Annotated in this window: 17 protein-coding genes and 3 tRNA genes; 1 reads left to right on the top strand and 19 read right to left on the bottom strand. The window is 45.8% G+C overall.

Annotated features, from left to right (window positions below):
* Positions 1–15 precede the first annotated feature (15 nt).
* The 10 genes from E0D71_RS13810 to E0D71_RS13765 all read right to left on the bottom strand — a co-directional run bounded on the left by E0D71_RS13810 (position 16) and on the right by E0D71_RS13765 (position 13185).
* A complete protein-coding gene (locus E0D71_RS13810; protein WP_133003905.1) occupies positions 16–2865 on the bottom strand; it encodes a heavy metal translocating P-type ATPase in 2850 nt (949 codons plus the stop codon).
* A 22-nt stretch (positions 2866–2887) separates the two neighbouring features.
* Positions 2888–3304, bottom strand: a complete 417-nt coding sequence (locus E0D71_RS13805; RefSeq protein WP_133003904.1) for a MerR family DNA-binding protein — start codon at positions 3302–3304, stop codon at positions 2888–2890.
* Positions 3305–3555: 251 nt separating this feature from the next.
* Positions 3556–4851 carry an NAD(P)/FAD-dependent oxidoreductase gene (locus E0D71_RS13800; protein ID WP_133003903.1) on the bottom strand — a complete coding sequence of 432 codons (1296 nt, stop codon included), beginning with the start codon at positions 4849–4851 and terminating at the stop codon, positions 3556–3558.
* A 74-nt stretch (positions 4852–4925) separates the two neighbouring features.
* On the bottom strand, positions 4926–5375 hold the full coding sequence (locus E0D71_RS13795) for a YaiI/YqxD family protein (protein WP_133003902.1): 450 nt from the start codon (positions 5373–5375) through the stop codon (positions 4926–4928).
* A 149-nt stretch (positions 5376–5524) separates the two neighbouring features.
* Positions 5525–7174 (bottom strand): electron transfer flavoprotein-ubiquinone oxidoreductase, encoded by a 1650-nt coding sequence (locus tag E0D71_RS13790; protein ID WP_133003901.1) that lies wholly within the window; start codon positions 7172–7174, stop codon positions 5525–5527.
* A 78-nt stretch (positions 7175–7252) separates the two neighbouring features.
* Positions 7253–9022 (bottom strand): acyl-CoA dehydrogenase family protein, encoded by a 1770-nt coding sequence (locus tag E0D71_RS13785; protein ID WP_133003900.1) that lies wholly within the window; start codon positions 9020–9022, stop codon positions 7253–7255.
* 140 nt (positions 9023–9162) lie between these two features.
* Positions 9163–10230, bottom strand: a complete 1068-nt coding sequence (locus E0D71_RS13780) for an AraC family transcriptional regulator (protein ID WP_133003899.1) — start codon at positions 10228–10230, stop codon at positions 9163–9165.
* 102 nt (positions 10231–10332) lie between these two features.
* A complete protein-coding gene (locus tag E0D71_RS13775; RefSeq protein WP_133003898.1) occupies positions 10333–10686 on the bottom strand; it encodes a hypothetical protein in 354 nt (117 codons plus the stop codon).
* 65 nt (positions 10687–10751) lie between these two features.
* On the bottom strand, positions 10752–11183 hold the full coding sequence (locus E0D71_RS13770) for a cytochrome b562 (protein ID WP_133003897.1): 432 nt from the start codon (positions 11181–11183) through the stop codon (positions 10752–10754).
* 133 nt (positions 11184–11316) lie between these two features.
* The gene (locus E0D71_RS13765; protein ID WP_133003896.1) at positions 11317–13185 is read right to left on the bottom strand and encodes a methyl-accepting chemotaxis protein; all 1869 of its coding nucleotides are present in this window, start codon (positions 13183–13185) and stop codon (positions 11317–11319) included.
* Between the two features lie 159 nt (positions 13186–13344).
* Between E0D71_RS13765 and E0D71_RS13760 the strand changes: the two genes are divergently transcribed.
* Positions 13345–13611 carry a hypothetical protein gene (locus E0D71_RS13760; RefSeq protein WP_243712040.1) on the top strand — a complete coding sequence of 89 codons (267 nt, stop codon included), beginning with the start codon at positions 13345–13347 and terminating at the stop codon, positions 13609–13611.
* 44 nt (positions 13612–13655) lie between these two features.
* Here E0D71_RS13760 and E0D71_RS13755 read toward each other — a convergent pair whose 3' ends face one another.
* The 9 genes from E0D71_RS13755 to E0D71_RS13715 all read right to left on the bottom strand — a co-directional run bounded on the left by E0D71_RS13755 (position 13656) and on the right by E0D71_RS13715 (position 21275).
* A complete protein-coding gene (locus E0D71_RS13755) occupies positions 13656–16109 on the bottom strand; it encodes an ATP-binding protein (protein WP_133003894.1) in 2454 nt (817 codons plus the stop codon).
* 194 nt (positions 16110–16303) lie between these two features.
* Positions 16304–17110, bottom strand: coding sequence for a TatD family hydrolase (locus E0D71_RS13750; protein WP_133003893.1), 807 nt, complete (start codon positions 17108–17110; stop codon positions 16304–16306).
* A gap of 7 nt (positions 17111–17117) precedes the next feature.
* On the bottom strand, positions 17118–18059 hold the full coding sequence (holB, locus tag E0D71_RS13745) for a DNA polymerase III subunit delta' (protein WP_133003892.1): 942 nt from the start codon (positions 18057–18059) through the stop codon (positions 17118–17120).
* Positions 18060–18698 carry a dTMP kinase gene (tmk, locus tag E0D71_RS13740; protein WP_133003891.1) on the bottom strand — a complete coding sequence of 213 codons (639 nt, stop codon included), beginning with the start codon at positions 18696–18698 and terminating at the stop codon, positions 18060–18062.
* Entirely contained in the window at positions 18695–19711 is a 1017-nt protein-coding gene (mltG, locus tag E0D71_RS13735; RefSeq protein WP_243712039.1) for an endolytic transglycosylase MltG, read from the bottom strand. Before mltG ends, tmk begins: the two co-directional genes overlap by 4 nt.
* Positions 19712–19730: 19 nt before the next feature.
* Positions 19731–20555 (bottom strand): aminodeoxychorismate lyase, encoded by an 825-nt coding sequence (gene pabC / locus E0D71_RS13730; RefSeq protein WP_133003889.1) that lies wholly within the window; start codon positions 20553–20555, stop codon positions 19731–19733.
* 360 nt (positions 20556–20915) lie between these two features.
* A tRNA-Glu gene (locus tag E0D71_RS13725) sits at positions 20916–20991 on the bottom strand.
* Positions 20992–21053: 62 nt separating this feature from the next.
* Positions 21054–21129 (bottom strand) — tRNA-Glu (locus E0D71_RS13720).
* A gap of 71 nt (positions 21130–21200) precedes the next feature.
* Positions 21201–21275, bottom strand: a tRNA-Gly gene (locus E0D71_RS13715).
* Positions 21276–21431: the final 156 nt, after the last annotated feature.

The following is a 21431-nucleotide window of genomic DNA, read 5'->3' as shown; positions in this document are numbered from 1 at the left end:
CACTCATAGCCTCTCCTATCTATCTTGATTGCTGGTGTCAGTAAGTCGAGACGCAAAACGGCGTAGACGATTGGCGTTCGCCACCACAGTAATAGAGGACAAAGACATCGCCGCGCCAGCTACGATTGGACTTAGCAACCACCCAGTAAATGGGAATAACACCCCGGCGGCCAAAGGAATACCTAAGCTGTTATAAGCAAACGCACCCCAAAGGTTTTGTTTAATGTTGCCTAAGGTCGCCTGACTCACCTCGATAACTTGCGCCACGCTTGTCAGATCACTGCGAATTAACGTAATGTCGGCACTTTCCATCGCGACATCTGTGCCTGCGCCCATGGCAAAGCCAACGTCCGCTTGTGCCAACGCAGGCGCATCGTTAATACCATCGCCTATCATGCCAACCACTTCGCCTTTCGCTTGCAATGTGCGCACCCAATCGAGTTTGTCATTGGGCATCAGCTCTGCATGGAACTCATCAATGTTCAGTTTATTGGCCACCAATGCGGCACTGTTTTTATTGTCTCCAGTCAGCATGATGACTTTTAGTCCCGCCTTCTGGAGCATTTTAATGCCGCTTTCTGAGCTGGCTTTTATCGGGTCTTCAATACAGAAAACCGCCAACGCTTGACGACGATTCGCAAGGTAGACTTGTGTACTCGCTGCGTATTTTTCGTCTACCTTGGCCAGAGTAGAAAGATCAATGTTTTGCTCTTTCATTAATGCTTCGTTACCCAGAAAATACGTCTCTCCTTGAATTTCAGCTTGTAAACCACGACCCACGATGGACTCAAACTGAGACGTTTCAAAGGTGTCTTGACTGGTTGCTTCAGCGTGATCTATCAAGGCGTTGGCCAATGGATGATTGGCCCCTTTTTCCAGCGAAGACACTAACGTCGCGAGATGTGTTTCATCCTCGCCTGAAGCAAGCACTTGATGCACTACCTTAGGTTTGCCTTCTGTAATGGTGCCGGTTTTATCCAGCACTATCGTGGTCAATTCACTGGCTCTTTGTAAAGACTCGCCATTGCGAATCAAACCACCATATTCAGCGGCTTTACCAACGCCAATCATGGTGGAAATGGGGGTGGCTAACCCTAATGCACAAGGGCACGCAATGATCAGCACAGACACAGCCGCAACCATCATGTGAACCATGACCGGAGCAGGACCCAGATTAAACCAAGCCAAGGCCGCAAGCGTAGCCAATATCATGACGCTGGGAACAAACACCGAAGACACTTGGTCGGCCAGACGACTAATTGGCGGTTTTGAATTTTGTGCCGTTCCAACCATGTCAATAATTTGCGCCAGCAAGGTGTCAGACCCGATGCCTGTAGCACGATAGGTTAACGAGCCTTTACCATTGATTGTTCCTGCCGATACTTTGTCTCCTGGGTGTTTCTCGATGGGCACAGGTTCGCCAGTTAACATGGATTCATCCACACTTGATTGACCGTCACTCACTACCCCATCCACAGGGAATTTTTCGCCAGAGCGAACGCGAACCACATCGTCAATCTGAATCTGTTCAACGGCTAAGGATATTTCTGCCCCTTCGCGTACGACCATGGCAAATTTTGGGCGAAGGTCCAATAGACGGCGTAACGCAGCGCTGGTTTTACCACGTGCTCGCACTTCAAGCGCTTGGCCTAAATTGATTAAGCCAAGAATCATCACACTGGCTTCAAAATACAAATGACGCGCGTTTTCAGGAAACACACTGGGGGAAATAATGATCGCCATAGAATACAACCACGCGCTAATGGTACCTATCGTGATAAGGGTATCCATATTCGATTGACGAGATTTAAAAGCCCGCCATGCGCTACGGTAGTAATGCTTACCTGACACCGACATGACCAATAAGGTCAGCACGCCAACGAGGCCCCAGGCTAATCGTTGCCCTCCGGTTTCGACCATCATGTTGCCACCCAGCAAACCGTACAGCATCAAGGGCACCCCCACGAGAAGCCCTAGCACCGCATAATTTCGTTTGTCATGAAATTCTTTTCGTTCATTTTGCTGGCGATCTTCATCCGCTTTATCCGCATCTTCAATCAGAGACGCGCCATAGCCTGAAGACTCCACCGCTTTGATCAAGGTCTCTGCGTCTGTCAAAGACGACACTTGCGCGGTACGACTGGCAAAATTCACTTCGGCTTTTTCAACACCGGAAACACGATCCAATGCTTTTTGAATGGTATTCACACAGCCTGCACAGGTAATACCAGTCAAAGAAAATTGATATTTATGAGCGCGCTCACTGTCTGCTTTTTGATCTTTTGTAGGGCGGTCTTTTTCCGCTGCGGGCGGTATTGGGCTGCCGTCTGGCTCCGCGGCGGATTCTAATGATTGAGCCACCTCGATGTAATCCCCAAAATACTCATAGCCTGCATCGATAATGGCATCGCCAATGCGTTGCTGAGAAAGCGCCGTAGTCACCTCAAGACGATTCGCTTTAGGCTGCCCGTCTACTTGGGCCTCTGCGTCTAATGACTGAATGCTTTGGCGTATTTTAGCGACACATTTCTGACACGACATACCCTCAACCGCCAGTTGATAATGGGCTGGCTGTGAGGGCTCTTTTTGCGTCTCGACAACGTCTGCCGGCGTCTCGAAATCCCCTAATGTCTGGTAACCTGCGTCCCTAATGCTGGCTTCTACTTGCTCTTTTGCCAATACAGTTTGCACTTCAAGACGATTGTCTGCTGGCGTGCCAAGCACTTGAGCATTGGCATCGTGGTGTTGAATTTTCTGTCTAACTTTCGAGACGCAGCCTTGGCAAGACATGCCGCCTACGGCCAAATCTAAGGTCTGAACACGCGTCTCATTGGCGGCTGCTATTTGTTCATTAATATCTGACATACTGTCTCCTTAATGATCGCTATCATGATTTTTTGCTGTCTTCCCACTCTTCTATCAAGCAACAAATAGAATGGCCATCTGGGGTACCGTTTGGCATGCTTTCCCAATGTTCTAAGGCCGCTTCCATGGTGGCTAAATGCGCTTGTAACTGTGCAATCTTTGCCTTGGTTTCAGGGACTTTCTTTTCCAATAAGTCTCTCACCATAGGACAAGGAGAATCGCCACTATCAGCCTGATCAAGAATCTCTTCTATTTGCTTTAAACTAAACCCTAAGGTACGAGACTGCTGAATAAACTGCATACGAGTAAACGCCGTATTATCATAAATTTGATAACCATTATTCGGGTCTCGTTGTGCGTGAATCAGCCCTAAGCGTGTGTAATGGCGAACTGTTTCACTCGTTACATTGGCTTTTTTCGCAAGATCAATAACGCGCATAAGAACCTCTTTGCTTAATCTAATAGGGTCATTGTAAAACCTATTGGTAACACATAGGTCAAGGGTTGAGGTTTAATCAAATAGATCTCATTAGTTGCTTCACATTTACTGAAATATTGAAGCTGCTATCCGCCACGTCAGGCAAAAAAAAGCCGCCGTAGAAAACCTCCCTATACTGAGGTCTTTGCTACGGCGGCTTTTACACCATGATTAACTTTTTAAAAGTGAATGGCTTGCTAGCACACTAATCATTAATGAAGCTTAAGTTTTGGCTTCACGACTTTACCAATTTTTTGTGCCGCCATAACGATGGTGGCTTTAAACCAGCCGTGTATCGCAATGAGGTGCAAACGATACAGAGAAATGTAGACAAAACGCGCAATGCGCCCTTCGATGAACATAGAGCCACCCATGAGGTTGCCCATCAAGTTACCGACTGTGCTGTAGTTACTTAGGTTCACCAAAGAGCCATGGTCTTTGTATAAGTAGTCTTTTAGCGGCTCATTTTTCAGCGACGCTTTGATGTTAGCGTAAACTAAAGAAGCCATCTGATGGGCAGATTGTGCCCGCGGTGGAACAAAAGAACCATCGGGTTGTTCACAAGCACAACAGTCCCCGATCACATACACATCATCAAAGTCTTTCGCCTGAAGCGTGCCTTTAACAACGATTTGGTTGCTGCGATTCGTTTCAAAGCCTTCAATGTCTTTAATAAAGTCAGGCGCTTTGACACCTGCAGCCCAGATCATTAAGTCAGCTTCAATAAGTGCGCCTTCAGCGGTTTGATAGCCGCCAACATCCGCGCGTACCACACGGGTACTTTCGCTAATTTTAACACCAAGCCGTGTGAGTTCTTTCGACGCTAAGTTGGCAATACGCTCTGGCAACGCTTTCAATATTCGATCGCCCGCTTCGACAAGCTCCACATGCACACGCTTTCCGGACATTTCCGGCATGCCATAGGCTTTCATCAAATCCGCTACGTGGAACAATTCAGCAGATAATTCGACCCCTGTTGCGCCACCGCCAACAATGGCGATTTTCAACTTAGCTTCAGGGCCTTCTTGATGGACTCGTAAAAAGTGGTTAAGTAAGGCTTGCTGGAAACGCTCAGCTTGCTTGTGTGAATCTAGGAAATAACAATGCTCAGCAACGCCTGGCGTACCAAAGTCGTTACTAATACTGCCTACGGCCATGATGAGCGTGTCATAGGAAAGATTGCGTTCAGGTAAGATTAAATGACCTTTGTCGTCACTTAAAGAATCAAGAGTGATGGTTTTTGCCGTTGGGTCAACACTCGTTACCGTACCGAGTTGGAATTGATAATGGTGCTTGGCGGCATGAGCTCGATAGTTCACACCGTCATTATTGATATCAATAGAACCGGTGGCAACTTCATGAAGAAGCGGTTTCCAGATGTGTGTCCGGCTGCGGTCGACTAAGATGATTTCTGCTTTGTCTTTGCCTTTACGTCCTAGTCCGTGGCCAAGTCGGGTAACAAGCTCTAAACCACCTGCGCCACCGCCCACAACAATAATTCTTTTCATTTCATTCCCCTATAACTGAATAATCAGGAAAATATTCAGTAAACACTTTCCTGATTTCTCATTGAGGAGTGAGTCTAAGGCACGCGCTGGGCCAATAACTTATCGAGCGTATTCGCGAACGCCATTCGATCTTGCTGGTTAAACGTGGCTGGACCGTCGGTTTGCACACCAGATGAACGCATTTGCTCCATAAAATCACGCATCGCAAGGCGCTGTTTTATATTTTCTCGAGAATAAAGTTCACCACGAGGGTTCACCGCCAACGCGCCTTTATCGATTACTTCTGCGGCTAAGGGAATGTCCGCGGTAATAACAAGATCTGCAGGTTCCACATGCTCGACAATATAATTATCGGCCACATCAAAGCCGGAACTCACAACTCTTCTTTCAATCCATTTGGAGGGAGGAATAGAAATGGCCTGATTGGCGACCAAGATACAGGGTATTTCAACTCGTTCAGCGGCACGAAATAGAATGGTTTTGATCACATTCGGACAAGCATCCGCATCTACCCAGAGTCGCATAAACAATTCCTTTACTTGAAAAACCTATTATCAATCAGACGCGAGGTGAAATCCAGTAAGGAATGTGGACATACAGGTCAATAAAATAGTGACCTGTATGCAAGTAAAACCAAGAAGTAGAAAGACACAAAAAAGTGTCTTTTCTAAAATCACATATTGGGGTAATTCGGGCCGCCCGCGCCCTCAGGTGTTACCCAGCGAATGTTTTGTGCAGGGTCTTTGATATCACAGGTTTTGCAATGAATGCAGTTTTGCGAATTGATCTGGAAGCTTGCGCCTTGTGCCCCTTCGACTACCTCATAGACACCCGCTGGACAATATCGTTGAGCAGGCTCATTAAACTTAGGCAGATTCTGAGCAATAGGCACAGTGGCGTCTTTTAGCAACAAATGACAAGGCTGGTTTTCCTCATGGTTGGTATTGGATAAGAACACCGAGGAAAGCTTATCAAAGCTTAGTTTGCCGTCAGGTTTAGGGTAATCAGGCGCCTGATGCTTTTCTGCCAGTTCTAAGCAGGCGTAATCTGGTGTCATATCATTAAAGGTAAAAGGCAAACGCCCAGCAAAGATATTTTGATCTAGCCAGTTATAAGCACCGCCCCAAAATGTGCCTAGGGAATGCATGACAGGCACAAAGTTTCGCGCCTGCTCAAGCTCTTTACCCAACCAAGAATCTCGAACTGTCGCATCATAATGAGCAAGTTCACTGACTGGTGATTCTGCTTGTAATGCCTCACAAATCACCTCAGCCGCTAACAAACCGCTCTTCATGGCAGTGTGAGTGCCTTTGATTTTAGCAGGGTTCAATGTACCAGCATCGCAGCCCAACAGAAGACCACCAGGGAAGCTCATTTTCGGTAACGACGCCCACCCCCCTTTTGCAATGGCTCGAGCACCGTAAGACACACGTTTGGCGTCTTTAAGATGCGCGGCAATCAATGGATGATGCTTGTAACGTTGAAATTCATCATACGGGCTTAAATGTGGGTTTTTATAGTTCAAATCTGCGATCAAGCCAACCACGACTTGATTGTTCTCTAAATGGTAGAGAAAGCCTCCGCCACCGGCCTCTTTACCCAGCGGCCACCCAGCGGTGTGAATCACAGTGCCTGGCTTACTTTGCGCCTCAGGAACATCCCAAAGCTCTTTAATACCAAGCCCATAATGCTGCGGGGCTTTGCCTTTATCCAGTTCAAAACGTTCGATAAGTTCTTTACCAAGGTGGCCACGGCAACCTTCTGAAAAAATGGTGTATTTGGCTTTTAATAGCATGCCTGGCATATAGCCATCTTTGTGCGAACCATCCTCTGCTACTCCCATGTCACCCGTTACAATGCCCTCTACCTGACCTTGTTCATTGTAAGCAATATGAGCGGCTGAAAACCCCGGAAAGACTTCCACACCAAGCGCTTCGGCTTGCTCTGCTAACCAGCGAGATAGATTCCCCAAGCTAATCACATAATTGCCTTCGTTATGAAGGGTTTTAGGAATCATCCAATGGCTTAGTTTACGACTGCCAGTCTTCGAGCCTAACCAATGCAGTTCATCCACTGTTACTTCAGACACCAAAGGGGCGCCCATGGTTTTCCAATCGGGGAAAAGTTCGGCTAATGCTTTAGGGTCGACTACCGCTCCTGACAGAATATGAGCGCCAATTTCAGAGCCTTTTTCAACCAGGCAAACACTCAATTCTTGTTCGTTTTCTTGTGCTTTTTGCATCAAACGGCACGCCGTAGAAAGCCCAGCAGGACCACCACCGACAATAACCACATCAAATTCCATTACTTCTCTGTCTGTCATAATGCCTCCTACAGCAGGCGTAGCATGGTTTGTAGCCATGCCCATTGACTTAATATTTAGTATGTATTCAGTTAACTGTTATCTAGCAAAACTGTCTTCGTTCAGCGTATCGATTGACGCTTGTCCGGCGATAACCGTCTGCGCGTGATAACCAGCGCGAGCTAAAATATGATCGCAATAAAAGTCTGCGGATTGTTTCCAAGACTGTTTTTGCGGTTCACTCAATGTCGTGCTTTTCTCGCTCAACATCTGTGCTCGAACCTGCAACCAGCCGCCTATCACACTGCCCATCATCATCATGTAGCCATAGGCAGAGCCTGTTCCTAACAGCGCGTCTTTATTCATACTGCGCAAACACGACGCGGTGGCCTGCTCAGCCAAGAGAATCGCCTGTTGCACTTTTAGCGCATTATCATGGGTACTGCCAACCACCAATGTTTCGATCTCGGCTTTCATTTCTGCTAATAAATCCGCCATGGCCGCGCCTTGGTCTGTTAACAGCTTACGACCAATTAAGTCGATCGCTTGAATGCCATTGGTGCCCTCATAGATAGGCAAAATGCGCGCATCTCTTGCGTGCTGTGCAACCCCAGTTTCTTCGATAAAACCAACACCACCATGAACTTGAATCGCCAATGAGGTGATTTCCTGAGCTTGCTCAGTAATCCAGCCTTTCACAATCGGGGTTAACAGCGCGGTGCGTGTCTTGGCTTTTTGTTTTGCGTCACCTTCTGCTAGGTGAGATAAATCGTTCTCCACCGCCGCCATGTAAATAAGAGAGCGCATCGCGTCAATTTGAGATTTCATTGTCATCAACATACGCAATACATCTGGGTGTTCAATAATCGCGGCTTTCCCTGAGCGATCGGCCTTCATACCTTGCTTACGCTCTTTAGCATACTCAAGCGCTTGCTGATAAGCACGCTCTGCAATCGCTAAGCCTTGCAAACCGACACCCTGACGCGCATTGTTCATCATGGTAAACATGGCTTTAATGCCTTCGTTTTCCATGCCAACTAAATACCCTATCGCGCCCTCGTTCTCACCAAAACTCATCACACAGGTTGGCGACGCGTGAATGCCCATTTTGTGCTCAACAGACACCACTTGGACATCGTTACGCTGGCCTGGATTGGCTTGCTCATCCAAAATAAATTTAGGCACAATAAACAGAGAAATGCCTTTCACACCCGCCGGCGCATCGGGAAGCCTCGCCAAAACCAAATGAATGATGTTGTCACTCATTTGATGATCACCCCAAGTAATGAAGATTTTCTGACCTTTAATACGATACACATCGCCATCAGGAATGGCTTTACAAGCAATGGCAGCAAGATCAGAACCTGCCGATGGCTCGGTTAAGTTCATCGTTCCGGTCCATTCACCGCTTAGCATCTTGGGTAGGTAGGTTTCTTTAAGCGTCTCGCTGGCATGGGAGCTAATCGCTTCGATCGCCCCTTGACTCAATAACGGACACAATGAAAAAGCCAAGTTGGCCGCTTGGACGCCTTCGTTGACAGCGGTAGCAATGCTGGATGGCAAACCTTGACCACCGTACTCAGTGGCACCAGAGAGAGAACCCCATCCGCCTTCACAATAACTACGGTAAATGTCTTTAAAGCCTTTTGCTTCAATAACATTGCCATTTTCAACGCGAGACCCTTCTTGGTCTCCCGACCAATTTAATGGCGCAATCACTTGTTCGGTTAACTTGCCGGCTTCGGCTAAAATAGCGCCCAGCAAATCGTCGTCAAGGCCGCCATCGACATAAGGCGTTAGACGATCAAAATTGGCCACTTTTTGTAGGCTAAAAAGAATATCGTTTAGAGGGTACAGGTAATCGCTCATTTTTTATTCTCCGGTTATTTATCCGAGCGGATGTATAACTATAGAATGATAAAAATGAGCGAATCTCTCAATAACATATCAGGCCGTTATTTCTGACAAATACAATCAGAATAAGGTAGAAGGCGTCACAAGGTACGGATTTATAAGCTTTTCATAGAGCGACCAAACTTCAAAAATTCATCACTTTTTCGATATTCACCCGGCGTCATCCCCGTCCATTTTTTAAAAGATCGGAAAAATGCACTGGGTTCATCAAACCCCATTAACGCAGCGATGTCATTAATACTCAACTGTGGTGCGTTCATATAGGTAATGGCTGCTTCTTTGCGACACTCATCTTTGATCTGCTGGTAGGATGTTTTTTCTTCGTTGAGGCGGCGTCTCAGAGTCGACACACTCATATTAAGCCCACTTGCGACTTCGTCTGCACTTGGCATCTCTCGAGAGAAGTCTTTGCCTAACATGGCCATTACTTGAGATTTTAAGCTGTTGTCGTTTTCAACCATGACCAGTAATTGGTACGGTGCTGTTTTTAGAAAACCACGTAAGCTGTCTTCGGTTTGGACTATCGGCATATCCAGATAGCTGGCAGGAAAAACAAGCGCATTGGCGTGTTGGTTAAAGCGTACTTCGGACTGAAATAAAGTCTTATAGTACTCCACATCATCGGGACGCTCGCTGGTGAAATAAGCGGCCTTCAGGCTCAAACGGCGACCAATTAACCAACAAATAAAATGATGCCACATAGACAAAGTGGTTCTTAGCTGCTCTTTCGACTCTGGCGTCACTATGTCCGCCACCCTAGCATCCGCCGACTCTATCGGAGCAAAGGTGACCATGGCAAAGCGCCCTTTTTTGATCAATACAGGCTTTACTGTGGGGCCACGACAGATGTCGTAGAAATCGCTGCAACGGTACATGGCATGCGCCAAGCTTCGCGCATGAATAATACACAAACACATCATTCTAAAGGTACCATTGGGCACCTTACCCCCACTCAACATGCCGAACGATTCATCCTGAACCAGCCACATAATCTTTTGATACAGCATGCCGTATTGATAGGCAGGGAAATGACTGTTTTGTTCAATATCGGAACGTACGATATCCAAGCTCTCTAATAATGCGTCACTGTCTAAGCCTTGATTTTCAACGGCTTTTAATAAATAGCGTACACTTGACATAGGAACAGAGGCTTTTACATTCATGTTACAACTCATCCCGCATAGATAATTTTTATTGTAATGGATAATTTGAGCATAAAAAAAGACTGCAAAAGCAGCCTTTTTTTAAGTTTTACAGATATTTGCTTAATTCTCTTCAGAGAAAGCAGACAATAATTCATCAACAGATAAATCTTCAGTTTCCTGATTTATCCCTGAGATCAATGTCGGCTTAGTAGATTCGGTGTCTTTCTCTTCTTTAGGCTTCACGAACACAAAACGACGTGGACGTGCTGCTGGCTGTGCTGCTTCTTTTTCAGGAAGCAAACCCAGTCTATCAAGCTTTTTGTGCGCTTGCTCTTTGCGCTCCTTGGATTTTTTGACTTTAAAACGGCGAGTAGACGATGCTTTACGAGCTTTATTTTGCTCTTTCATCATTTCCTTTGAACCAGTTTTTCCAAGTTTGCCACGCATGCTGCGCGATTTTTTAGTACGAGCCATAATTTCCTCTCTTTATCGCGCGCGCATTGTAACAGTCAATTCAAGCAAGGTCATCATTTAGACGATTAGCAATCTGCTTTAAACGTACTATGACCAATGTGTTTTTGCTTACCAATCTCTCCCATTAGCGTTTTTATCTTAGCTGAGTCATTGTTTTCTAACGCAGTTTCTAAAGAAGAGAAGACTTGAATCGTATCATCGATGACACTTTGGTATTCAGCGGTTTCTTTTGCTAGCGCGTCCCCAGAGAGTTTTTTCTCGACGAACAGGTACGGTGTTTGAGAACGGGCGTCTTTAAACAAAGCAATGACTTGCTCAACCTTTTTAGCGGCTTGTTCGTTGTCCCCTGACTTTAGGCTTGATGCCATGCCTTTTAATTCCGTTTTAATGTTTTCCATATCATGGTGTAAAGGACGACCTTCGCAAGCACCGTGTGCCAATACATTCGTTGAAAATGCCAAGGTGGCGAGTGCGCCGATAAAAAGACGTTTGTACATTTGAAGTTTCCTCTGCCCAAGGGTGATAAAATTGATTATTACAATCTGCTGTGAAAGGAGTCAAGCTACCCTTTTCATTATTGAAACACAAATAGAAAAGGGAGACTCAAGATCATCCGACTCGTTCGACCTATTAAATAGTAAATCTCGCGATTTGCTGCTCTAGTCTTTGTGCTAATTGCGCTAATGACTCAGCGCCTTTGGCACTTTCATGGGACTCGATTGCCAGCTTGTTGGCGATTTCTTTGATCGACAAACTGTTGTTCGATATATCACTGGTAACAATATTTTGCTCTTCTGCCGCGCTGGCAATTTGCAATGACATATCACTAATCCGTTGTACGGAATTCTGGATTGCCACCAAGCTTTCTGCCGCTGCGATTGCGTCTTCAACAGAGCTGTTCGCCACCGTTTGACCTGAATGCATAATATCCACGGCTTTTTGCGTTGTGCTATTTAAGCCGTCGATCATTTCTTTAATTTCTTCTGTTGAGTTGTGCGTTCTTTGTGACAACACACGAACTTCATCAGCCACCACCGCAAAGCCACGACCATGTTCACCGGCACGAGCGGCTTCGATCGCTGCGTTCAACGCCAATAAATTGGTTTGTTCGGCGATATTTTGAATGGTTGTTAATATGCTACTGATGCTTTGCACTTGATGATCAAGATTACCAATAATGCTCGAAGCGTCGGTAACTTGTGTCGCAAGGTCGCTGATCGAGTGTTTACTTTTGACAACCTGATCACTGCCTTCTTGGCTATTTTGATACGCTTCTCGAGAAGCATTCGCGGTGCTTTCTGCGTTGGATGCGATCTCATGGGTCGCCGCCGACATTTGCCCAACGGCCGTCGCCACCGCGGTAATCTCATCCAATTGAGTACTCAGGTCCAAAGACGACTGAGAAGTTAAACGATGAGAGTCTTGAGCCAAACTATTAAGGTTGGACGACAACACCTTAATTTCAGAAATAATGCCCGCTAAGGTTTGTAAGAAGCCATTAAAGTGACGCGCTAAATCGCCAATTTCATCTTTGCTGGTTTCTGGGATGCGAGTGGTTAAATCCCCTTGACCGTTATTCATTTCTGCCAACACTTGATTGACCTTATCAATGCCACTCAACAATTTTCGGCTAACCAGTCCCATGGCAAGGCTTACGGCCACTGCCGCGATAACCATTGCCACCATAAGTGAAATCAATAGATTACTCAGCGGCGCCATCGCCGTGGCTTTGTCTAGCTGAAAGAAGATAACCCAATCGGTGTCAGGAACCGCAACGCCTGCCACTAACACAAGCCCATCTTTTGACTGTGTTTCAACCAGTTTTCCTTGTGCCTGTTTAACCACATCTAAACCATAACCCAAAGACGACGCCATGTTTTTAAGGACTAGCTTCTCATCAGGGTGCGCAATGATCACACCTTTTGTCGAGACTAAAAAGACACGACTTTTATCCATCATTTTGACATGCAAAATGCCCTTAACGAGATTGCTTAAGTTCATGTCGGCACCAACAACGCCTTTGACCCCTGACGCATCCACAACTTTCTCTGCGGCAGAAATAATAAGTTGGTTCGTGCTGACATCAATATAAGGTTCTGTGTATTGAACGCTGTCTGACGTTAGCGCTTTTTTGTACCAAGGGCGAGTGCGAGGATCAAAGCCTGCTGGCATAGTGGCGTGATGACTTAACACCATGTCACCTTCTTTCGTCCCAATGTAGGCCAAGTCAAAATTACCCGATTTTTCGGCTTGTAAAAGCGCGCCAATCGTCACATCATGCTTAGTAAAGTGATTGCTTAAGCTGTTAATCGTGGCGGTTTTTCCATGAACCCATTCTGATATGGTTCGAGACTGCCCTTCTGCAATCGATGATACCTGGTCATTCAAACCGTCAACCAAGGTGTTTTTAAGTTGAAAATAACCAAAAGAGCCAACAATTAACGCCACAATAATGGCGGATGCAAACACCACAAGCGAAAACTTACGCTGTAACGTCATAACACAATCTCCGAAGTAATTTGGATAACCCTTAGGGTAGAACACCGTCTTTGATTTACAAAGCAGCGTCGCTATCTATCCCATGGGGTTTATTAAAAATAAAGCACAGTAAACAATAGGTTTTTATAGGCTATGTTCCATATCAAAGCACGGCTACTCATGACGCTTCTTACCCTCATGATCAGCTCACCATCCTGGTCTGAATGCAACGATTACGATGCAAAAAACGCGGCCGATAAAGTCGCTGAGAAGTTCATCAAAGGTAAAGTATTTCATCAGGCTGAGGTTTTGAAAGTTCATAGACCAAGTAACAGAAAAGAGATTGCCAGCTACATTAAAACCAACAACCTCTATTATACGATTTTTTCATTGGTAAATAGCCAATGCAAAGTTCAAATCATCAAACGAACCCACGGCAAACACTAGCATAAGGTAAGGTGCCATTCGGCCACCTTACCTTTTTTAGCGTATTAGTCGTCTTTCTTCGCTTTGTCAGATTTACCGTCTTTGCCATCGGTTTCTTCGTCGTCGTCCTCTTCCTCTTCCTCTTCTTCACCCAACTTAGAGATTTCTTCTAAACGCTGGATAACACGAGCAGAAATACTGCCTTCAGGGTATTCGCCTTCGTCATTGGCCTCGCCTGCTTCTAAGCCTGTGAGCAAATGCAGCGCCTCATCAGCCGTTGACACCGCGTAGACATGGAATTGCCCTGCTTTGACCGCGTCTAAGATGTCATCATTTAGCATCAGATTATTGGCATTCGATTTCGGGATAATCACCCCTTGAGTGCCGGTTAATCCGCGCGCAAAACAAACGTTGAAAAAGCCTTCGATCTTTTCGTTCACGCCGCCAATTGCTTGAATTTCACCGTACTGATTCAAAGACCCAGTAATGGCTAAGTCTTGGCGTAATGGCATCTGGATCAAAGCAGAAAGCAAACAGCATAACTCTGCCGTTGAAGCGCTGTCGCCATCCACATAGCCGTAACTTTGTTCCATCGCAATAGACGCAGAAATGTCCAGCGGGAAACGCTGAGCGTATTTATTACCAAGATAACCAGATAAAATAAGCACCCCTTTGGAGTGAATATTCTGACCAAGGTTAGATTCTCGTTCGATATCAATGATGCCCTTTCCACCTGGGTGGACTGTCGTCGATATGCGAGCTGGCGCACCAAAGCTGCTGTCGCCAATTTGCATCACGGTTAGGCCATTAATTTTGCCCACCGCATGGCCTTCACTCTCCAACAGCACAGTGCCTTCAATGATCTCTTCAATGATTTTTTCACTAACGCGACCGGTTCTGTGTTTTTTCGCCTTCAAGGCGCGAGCAATGTGATCTTTGGTGATGTTTTCATCACGCGCCATTTCTCGCACAAAGTCGGCTTCACCTAACAGCTCAAATACATCGCCTATTTTAGCGGCCATTTCTTTTTGGTGTTCGGCCAGACGACTGCTGTATTCGATTAAGGCCGCAACACCGTCGCGAGTCACATTCGCGTACTCTTCTTTGTCGATGCGGTCTTTCATCAAACGAGCAAACGCAAATTCAGACTCTTTGGTGCGTTTCAAAGTATCGTCAAAATCAACCAAGACTCGGAACATCTCTTGGAAATCAGGGTCCGCGTCCTGCAGCAAGTAATAAATGTCTCTGGAACCGATCAACACCACTTTTACCTGTAACGGTAAATCTTGTGGTGCCAAGGTTGTTGTGTTCATGAGCCCCATGTCCGCGTAAGGGTGCTCAATTTTTAGCGACTTACTTTTTAAGGCACGTTTGAGCGCTTCCCACAAATAGTGATCGGTTAAGAGTTTTTCTGCGTCCAGAATCAGATAACCACCATTGGCCGCGTGCAAGCTACCAGAGCGAATCAAGCGGTAACTTGGAATCAGCATACCTTGATCGCTGCTGTACTCAACTTGGCCAAACAAATTGCGATACGTTGGATGCGGCTCATAAACAACCGGCATACCGCCATCAGGCTGATGGGTCACCGCGATGTTTGGCAAGTACAACTCTTCGTACAATTGGCGACGACCAATTTCGTCACGGTTTTCCGACACCTTGTCATCGGCCATCTGATCTATGATGGTTTTATCAAGGTCTTCACGTAGGGCTTTGAGGTACTCTGTCACCGCTTCGTGTTCTGCGTATTCTTTAAACAGCGGTGCCATTAATGGGTCTAGCGCTTCGTTCACCGTATCCAAATTTAGCTGGCGTAACTGCTCATAAGACGCACGTTTCCAAAGTGGTAAGCTTAATAACTCTTCATTAAGCAAGCTTTCCAACTGAGACACGGACTCCTGAAAGGCATCACGGTCTTCGTCGCTTAATCCGGCAAAATCATTTTCTTCAATCGCTTTGCCATCTCTCATAGGCGCAAAACTGACGGAAGACGCATCGCGGAACATGGCCACGCCAATTTTTACCGCCACACGCTCCACTTTATTGATCGCCGCTTCGTAGCGCTCATTAAAAGCTCGATCGATCGCCCCTTTTTGCTGTTGATACGTTGGGTTCTCAAACGCCGCTGGGAATGTCGCCATCAAACCATCGATCAAAGCACGAATTTCCTTGGCGAATTCAGCCGCTTTGCCTGGCGCAAATTCAAGCGCCTTAGGACGATGACTTTCGGTAAAGTTATTAATGTAGGCCCATTCATTAGGCGGTGTACGACGTTTGGCTTCGCTCTTCAAGTAGTTCAATACATAAGAGGAACGACCTGTACCTGAGTCTCCCATCGCAAAAATATTGTAGCCTGGGCGCTGCATAGCCACGCCGAATTGAATCGCTTCAACCGCACGTTCTTGGCCTAAAATACCGCTTAGGGCATCAATATCTTTCAAAGTTTCGAAGGGAAGATGGTCTGTCGGGACTTTGGCCGACAATACTTGATATGGAAGTGGGGTAACCATATTGGACATCAATGGGCTTCCTTAAATAAAACAAGCCGGTTCTTTGTAAGGCTTGCGAAAGAAAATTCTCTTCTTTCAGTTATGTTTAAATTTATCATCTCAGACTAACACCCTTGTTTACCTGTCGCCTATATAGGAAAGGCAAAACAAGGAAATTTTCTAGAAAAATCAATTCACTTAGTGCAAAAAACGACCTAAACGCATTAGGCCTTGATCATAATTTGCTGTTCTGGGGTCGCTTTTGAAAATACTCGGTGGAAATTTTCAGCGGTGGCCTCTAATAAGGCCTCATAACGAATGCCTTTGATGTCCGCAACAAACTGCGCCACATCCGCCACGTATTGTGGCTCGTTTTTCTTGCCTCTGTGTGGCACAGGCGCCAAATATGGGGCGTCGGTTTCAACGATTAAAGACGACAAAGGCAACTTCTTGACCGTGTCTTTTAGTTCTTGAGCGGTTTTAAAGGTGACAATGCCTGAAATCGAAATGAGGTAATTCTCATCAATGGCGGCTTTGGCCATCTCGTAATCTTCGGTAAAACAATGCACCACACCCGCGCTACTTGGATTGCCATGTTGGCGTATTAACGACAAGGTATCCGCTTTAGCATCACGGGTATGTATGATGACAGGCAAACCTAATGTGCCTGCGGCCTGTAGATGTTGCGCAAAACTGTGTTTTTGCAACTCATGAACCGCGCTGTCTTTTTCATAAAAATAGTCCAAGCCGGTCTCACCAATCGCGATGATTTTTTCGTGTTGAGCAAGCGTGATTAACGGCTCAGGAGAACAAATCAAGCCTTCTTTGTGCAATGGATGAACGCCACAGCTTGCAAACACACCTTGGCGCTCAGTAAAGCTAAGAATAGTGTCTATGTCTTCTAGATTGACCGAAATGCTCAGCATTTGCTTAACCCCTTTTAGAGCCGCCGCATCAATCGCGCCGTTAATGTCTCCGTTATAAGGTGTTAAATCCAATTTATCTAGATGGCAGTGAGTGTCGATTAACATAAAGGTGTCACCATTGGTTCAATTCGTAAGTAAGCTGCATAACCGGATTAAGGTTGGTTTTAAGTAGATCCGATTTCAGTTTTTGTAAGCTTTGATAGCGCAGCATTATTTGTTGGATGCTCATTCGGCGCATAATCAAAGGGTAAAGATCCGCTAACGCAGACGGCAGTGTGGCTCCGGCAGAATGATTGATGCATTGATGTAAAATTGCCGCAAGACCATTGCAATAATCTTCTATATTGGCGCTGCTTACGCCTTTTAATACAAGATCAACGCCTTTTTCCCCTTGCAAAAGCGCTTTTATGGCATCCGGTAAAGCACTGTAAATAGCGGTTTTTTGTTGCTTTTCAATCGCCAACAAGCGAAAAGGCTGTGTGGTAAGCCAAAACAACGAGGCTAACTCGTCGCCATCGGGTTGCTGGTGCAACCAGCTCGTCACCTCAGCCAAGTTCGGCGTAGGCACATTCACCAATAAACAACGACTGCGAATGGTTGGCAATAAACTACTGGATTGGGACGTTGTTAGCACAAAATAAGTGCGGTCCGCAGGCTCTTCTAACGCTTTTAACACAGCGTTAGCGGCGTTAATGTTCATCGCCTGTGCGTGGGTAATCAACACTACCTTATTTTGACCAACTTGGGGTTTTTGGCTGATTTTTTGCGTTAATTGACGAATATGATCGACTTTTATCGCCCCTTCTTCCCCGTCTAAAATCCGATAATCTGGGTGTGTATTGGCGGCCATCAATTGGCACGAATGGCAATAACCACAGGCCTTAGCTTGGTCCAGTTCCTCACACATTAAATCTTTGACCATCGCGCGAGCAAGTTCCTCTTGGCCGACGCCATCTGCGCCAGTCACCAACAAAGCATGCGACAGTTTCTTCTGCTTTTTTAAAGCCTGTACCTGACTTAATGAAGCCATCAACCAGGGCGCAATGACTGCCATTTAAACACCCCTTTTCCAAGCCGTTTTTAAAGCATCTAATTGCGTCACTATTTGTGCGCTAACTTGCTCTAAAGGCTGACTGGCGTCGATCACCTTTATGCGCTCAGGTTCTAGGTCGGCTTGCTCTAAAAAGCCCTGACGCACTTTTTCATGAAACTCGATCGACTCTTTGTCTAAACGGTCGGCGTTTTTTCGATCCGCAACTCGTTGCATGCCGATGTCGACAGGCACATCGAGTAACAGTGTGGCATCAGGCTTATTGTCGCCCACTACCCATTCCGTTAGCGTGTTGAGTTTTTCAGTATCGCCACCACGCGCCCTGCCTTGATAAACAAAAGATGAATCAATAAAACGATCACTGATCACCCAAAGCCCTTGCTCTAAGGCGGGGCGGATTTTTTGTGACATGTGTTGAGCTCGGGCCGCAAACATCAATAACAACTCAGTCATATCGTCCACCGCTTCATTACGGGATGCCAAAATAAGCCCACGAATTTCTTCTGCCAATACAGTGCCACCGGGTTCTCGGGTCATGATGTAATCAATGTTTTCTGCGTCTAACCAGCGCTGAATACAGACTATTGCGGTGGATTTGCCACTGCCTTCGCCGCCTTCTAAAGAGATAAATTTACCGGTCACTGTGCGTTCTCCTTAACGGTAGATTCAGGAATGGATTTATAGTCCGAGCGTCTGTGGTATTTTTGGTACTTGGCGACCGCTCTATTATGAGCCTGCAATGTATTTGAAAAGGCATGGGTACCATCCCCTTTGGCAACAAAATACAACGCCTTGGTTTCGCCTGGATTTAACGCGGCTTCAATCGCCTCTTTGCCCACATTCGCAATCGGCGTTGGCGGTAACCCAAAGTGTAAATAGGTGTTATAAGGAGACGCAGAGCGCAGGTCTTTTCGAGTCAAATTACCGTTAAAGTTTTTCCCCAATCCGTAAATGACCGTAGGGTCGGTTTGTAGGCGCATGCCTTTTTCTAAACGACTGATAAACACTCGTGAAATCAAGGGCCTCTCTATTGGCGCCCCTGTTTCCTTCTCAATAATAGACGCCATCACCAGCGCTTCATAGGCATTTTTATAGGGTAAATTTTTGTCTCTTTTGTCCCATAAATCCGCCAATGTCTGCTCTAGTAAACGATGGGAGTGCTGTAAGATACTAAAATCCGTATCGCCTTCATGGTATTGGTATGTATTGGCAAAAAACTGCCCTTCTGGGTTGCTCACGTCTAATGCAAAACGTTTTGCTATTTGCTCATTCGTGAGCCCCTTTAAGGTCATTTTGATATTGCCTTTAGCGGCCATGGTTGCCAAATAGTAGTCCAGTGTTTTGCCTTCCAATAAGGTGACTGAATACACCACAGATCGGCCGGAATCAAACAACGCCATCAAATCCAGTAAGGTCATGCCTGGCATAACGGCGTACTCACCGACTTTAGGTACCCATTCAGGGTGCAATCTGGCAACAACGCGCATGAGCATTGGATCAAGTATCCAATTTTTCTCACTCAACTCATGACCTATTTTGTAGGAGGTGTCACCTGACTGAATGTAAAAGCGGGCTTCTTTGTCTAAATTAATCGGACTGGTTAATAAGTAATACACCACGCCAGCAAGCACAGCCAATAATGAAGCGGCTAACACAAAAACTCTTATAAACCATTTAAAAAGCGTCATGCACATCCTTAGTTTGCATTAGGTGTTGTAATCGTTGAGTGTGGATACCAATCGGTATTGAGCATCCTAATAAAGAAATCACAGGAACAATGCCCATTAAACTGTTGGTAATGAAGATCTCATCGGCCTGTTTCAATTCGTTTAACGAAAAATGCCCCACTTCAACATGATAAAGCGCTTGATTGCTCAAAACCTGGTGGCGAAAAACGCCTTGCACACCCGCTTGGCTCAAAGAAGGTGTGTATAGCCCCCCTCGCTTAAACCAAAAAATATTACTTTGAATGCATTCAATCACATGGCCACGACCATCTAACATAACGTCTTCAAAATGCAGATCGCTTAATTTTTGCTTAGCCAGAACATTTTCAAGTCGATTTAAGTGTTTCATACCCGATAAAAAAGGGTTTTCGCTCACCGGAACATCAGAAACACCCAAATGTACGCCAGATTTTTGCTGAACTTGGTAATTCGGCGCATCACCAATGCCAATCAAAATGGTGTGTTGGCAATCTTCGGGCGGTAAATAACCTCGCCCTCCCTCGCCTCTTGTGACAATAATTTTTACGACGGACTCTGTTTTAACAAGAGGCTGAATAGAATTACGTAAAAAAAGACGCAATGTTTCCAGTTGTGCATCAGAAAATGGCATGGCCAATTTTTTTAAGCCGCGAGCAAGACGCGCAAGATGATCATCTAGATATTCAACCCCAGCGGATGACACCTTCATGGTCTCAAAAAGACCATCGCCATAGGCTAAGCCTCGATCAGACGGTGAAATTGGGTCTTGTCGATAATTAATAAACCACTGCATGAAGATGGATAAACTCAGAATAAAAATGGTGGGCTATGATAGCGTAAAAGTCACGAACCTCCCAGAGAGCTTTTGTCTTAATACAAGAGATTCTGAAACAGTGCTGAATGATGCTCTTAGTGGGTAATTTTCAAAGAAAAAACAGCAAAGGAGCCGTAACACAATCAGGAAACAATATTTTAATTCAACAATGGGCTGGAATAATGCTTTTAAAAACAGAGGGATAGAAAACAAGAAAGGTGAGATTAAATAAAATCCCATGCAAAAAATTAAAATACGAAGAGAGTGATAATAGCCACACTCTTTAGTGAAATATTCTCTGTAAAGCAATCTATAGACAGAAGGCTTACTGTGTAAAATTGGCGTCCCGTAGGGGGTTCGAACCCCTGTTACCGCCGTGAAAGGGCGGTGTCCTAGGCCTCTAGACGAACGGGACACAACTAGCTTTTATAGTGCTATAACTCACGATTTTTACGACTGTATTCTAATAAATTAGAATGGCGTCCCGTAGGGGGTTCGAACCCCTGTTACCGCCGTGAAAGGGCGGTGTCCTAGGCCTCTAGACGAACGGGACACAATTAGCTTTTATAGAGCTACAACTTAGTTCCAATGACACTTTGTCAGTCACACCTTCTAGTAAGAAGATGGAGCGGGAAACGAGGCTCGAACTCGCGACCCCAACCTTGGCAAGGTTGTGCTCTACCACTGAGCTATTCCCGCATTGTGTCTACCCTACTCTTTATTCGCATAAAGCAGTGAGTGACGGCATATCTTAACTTCACGTTTCCTAAGCACTTTATTCTACTAGAAAATAAAGTGGCGTCCCGTAGGGGGTTCGAACCCCTGTTACCGCCGTGAAAGGGCGGTGTCCTAGGC

Origin of the sequence: Marinomonas sp. KMM3893 (assembly GCF_004352855.1) — a bacterium.
In the GTDB taxonomy this organism is placed as follows: domain Bacteria; phylum Pseudomonadota; class Gammaproteobacteria; order Pseudomonadales; family Marinomonadaceae; genus Marinomonas; species Marinomonas arenicola.
This window is presented reverse-complemented; position numbering and strand designations above follow the sequence as displayed.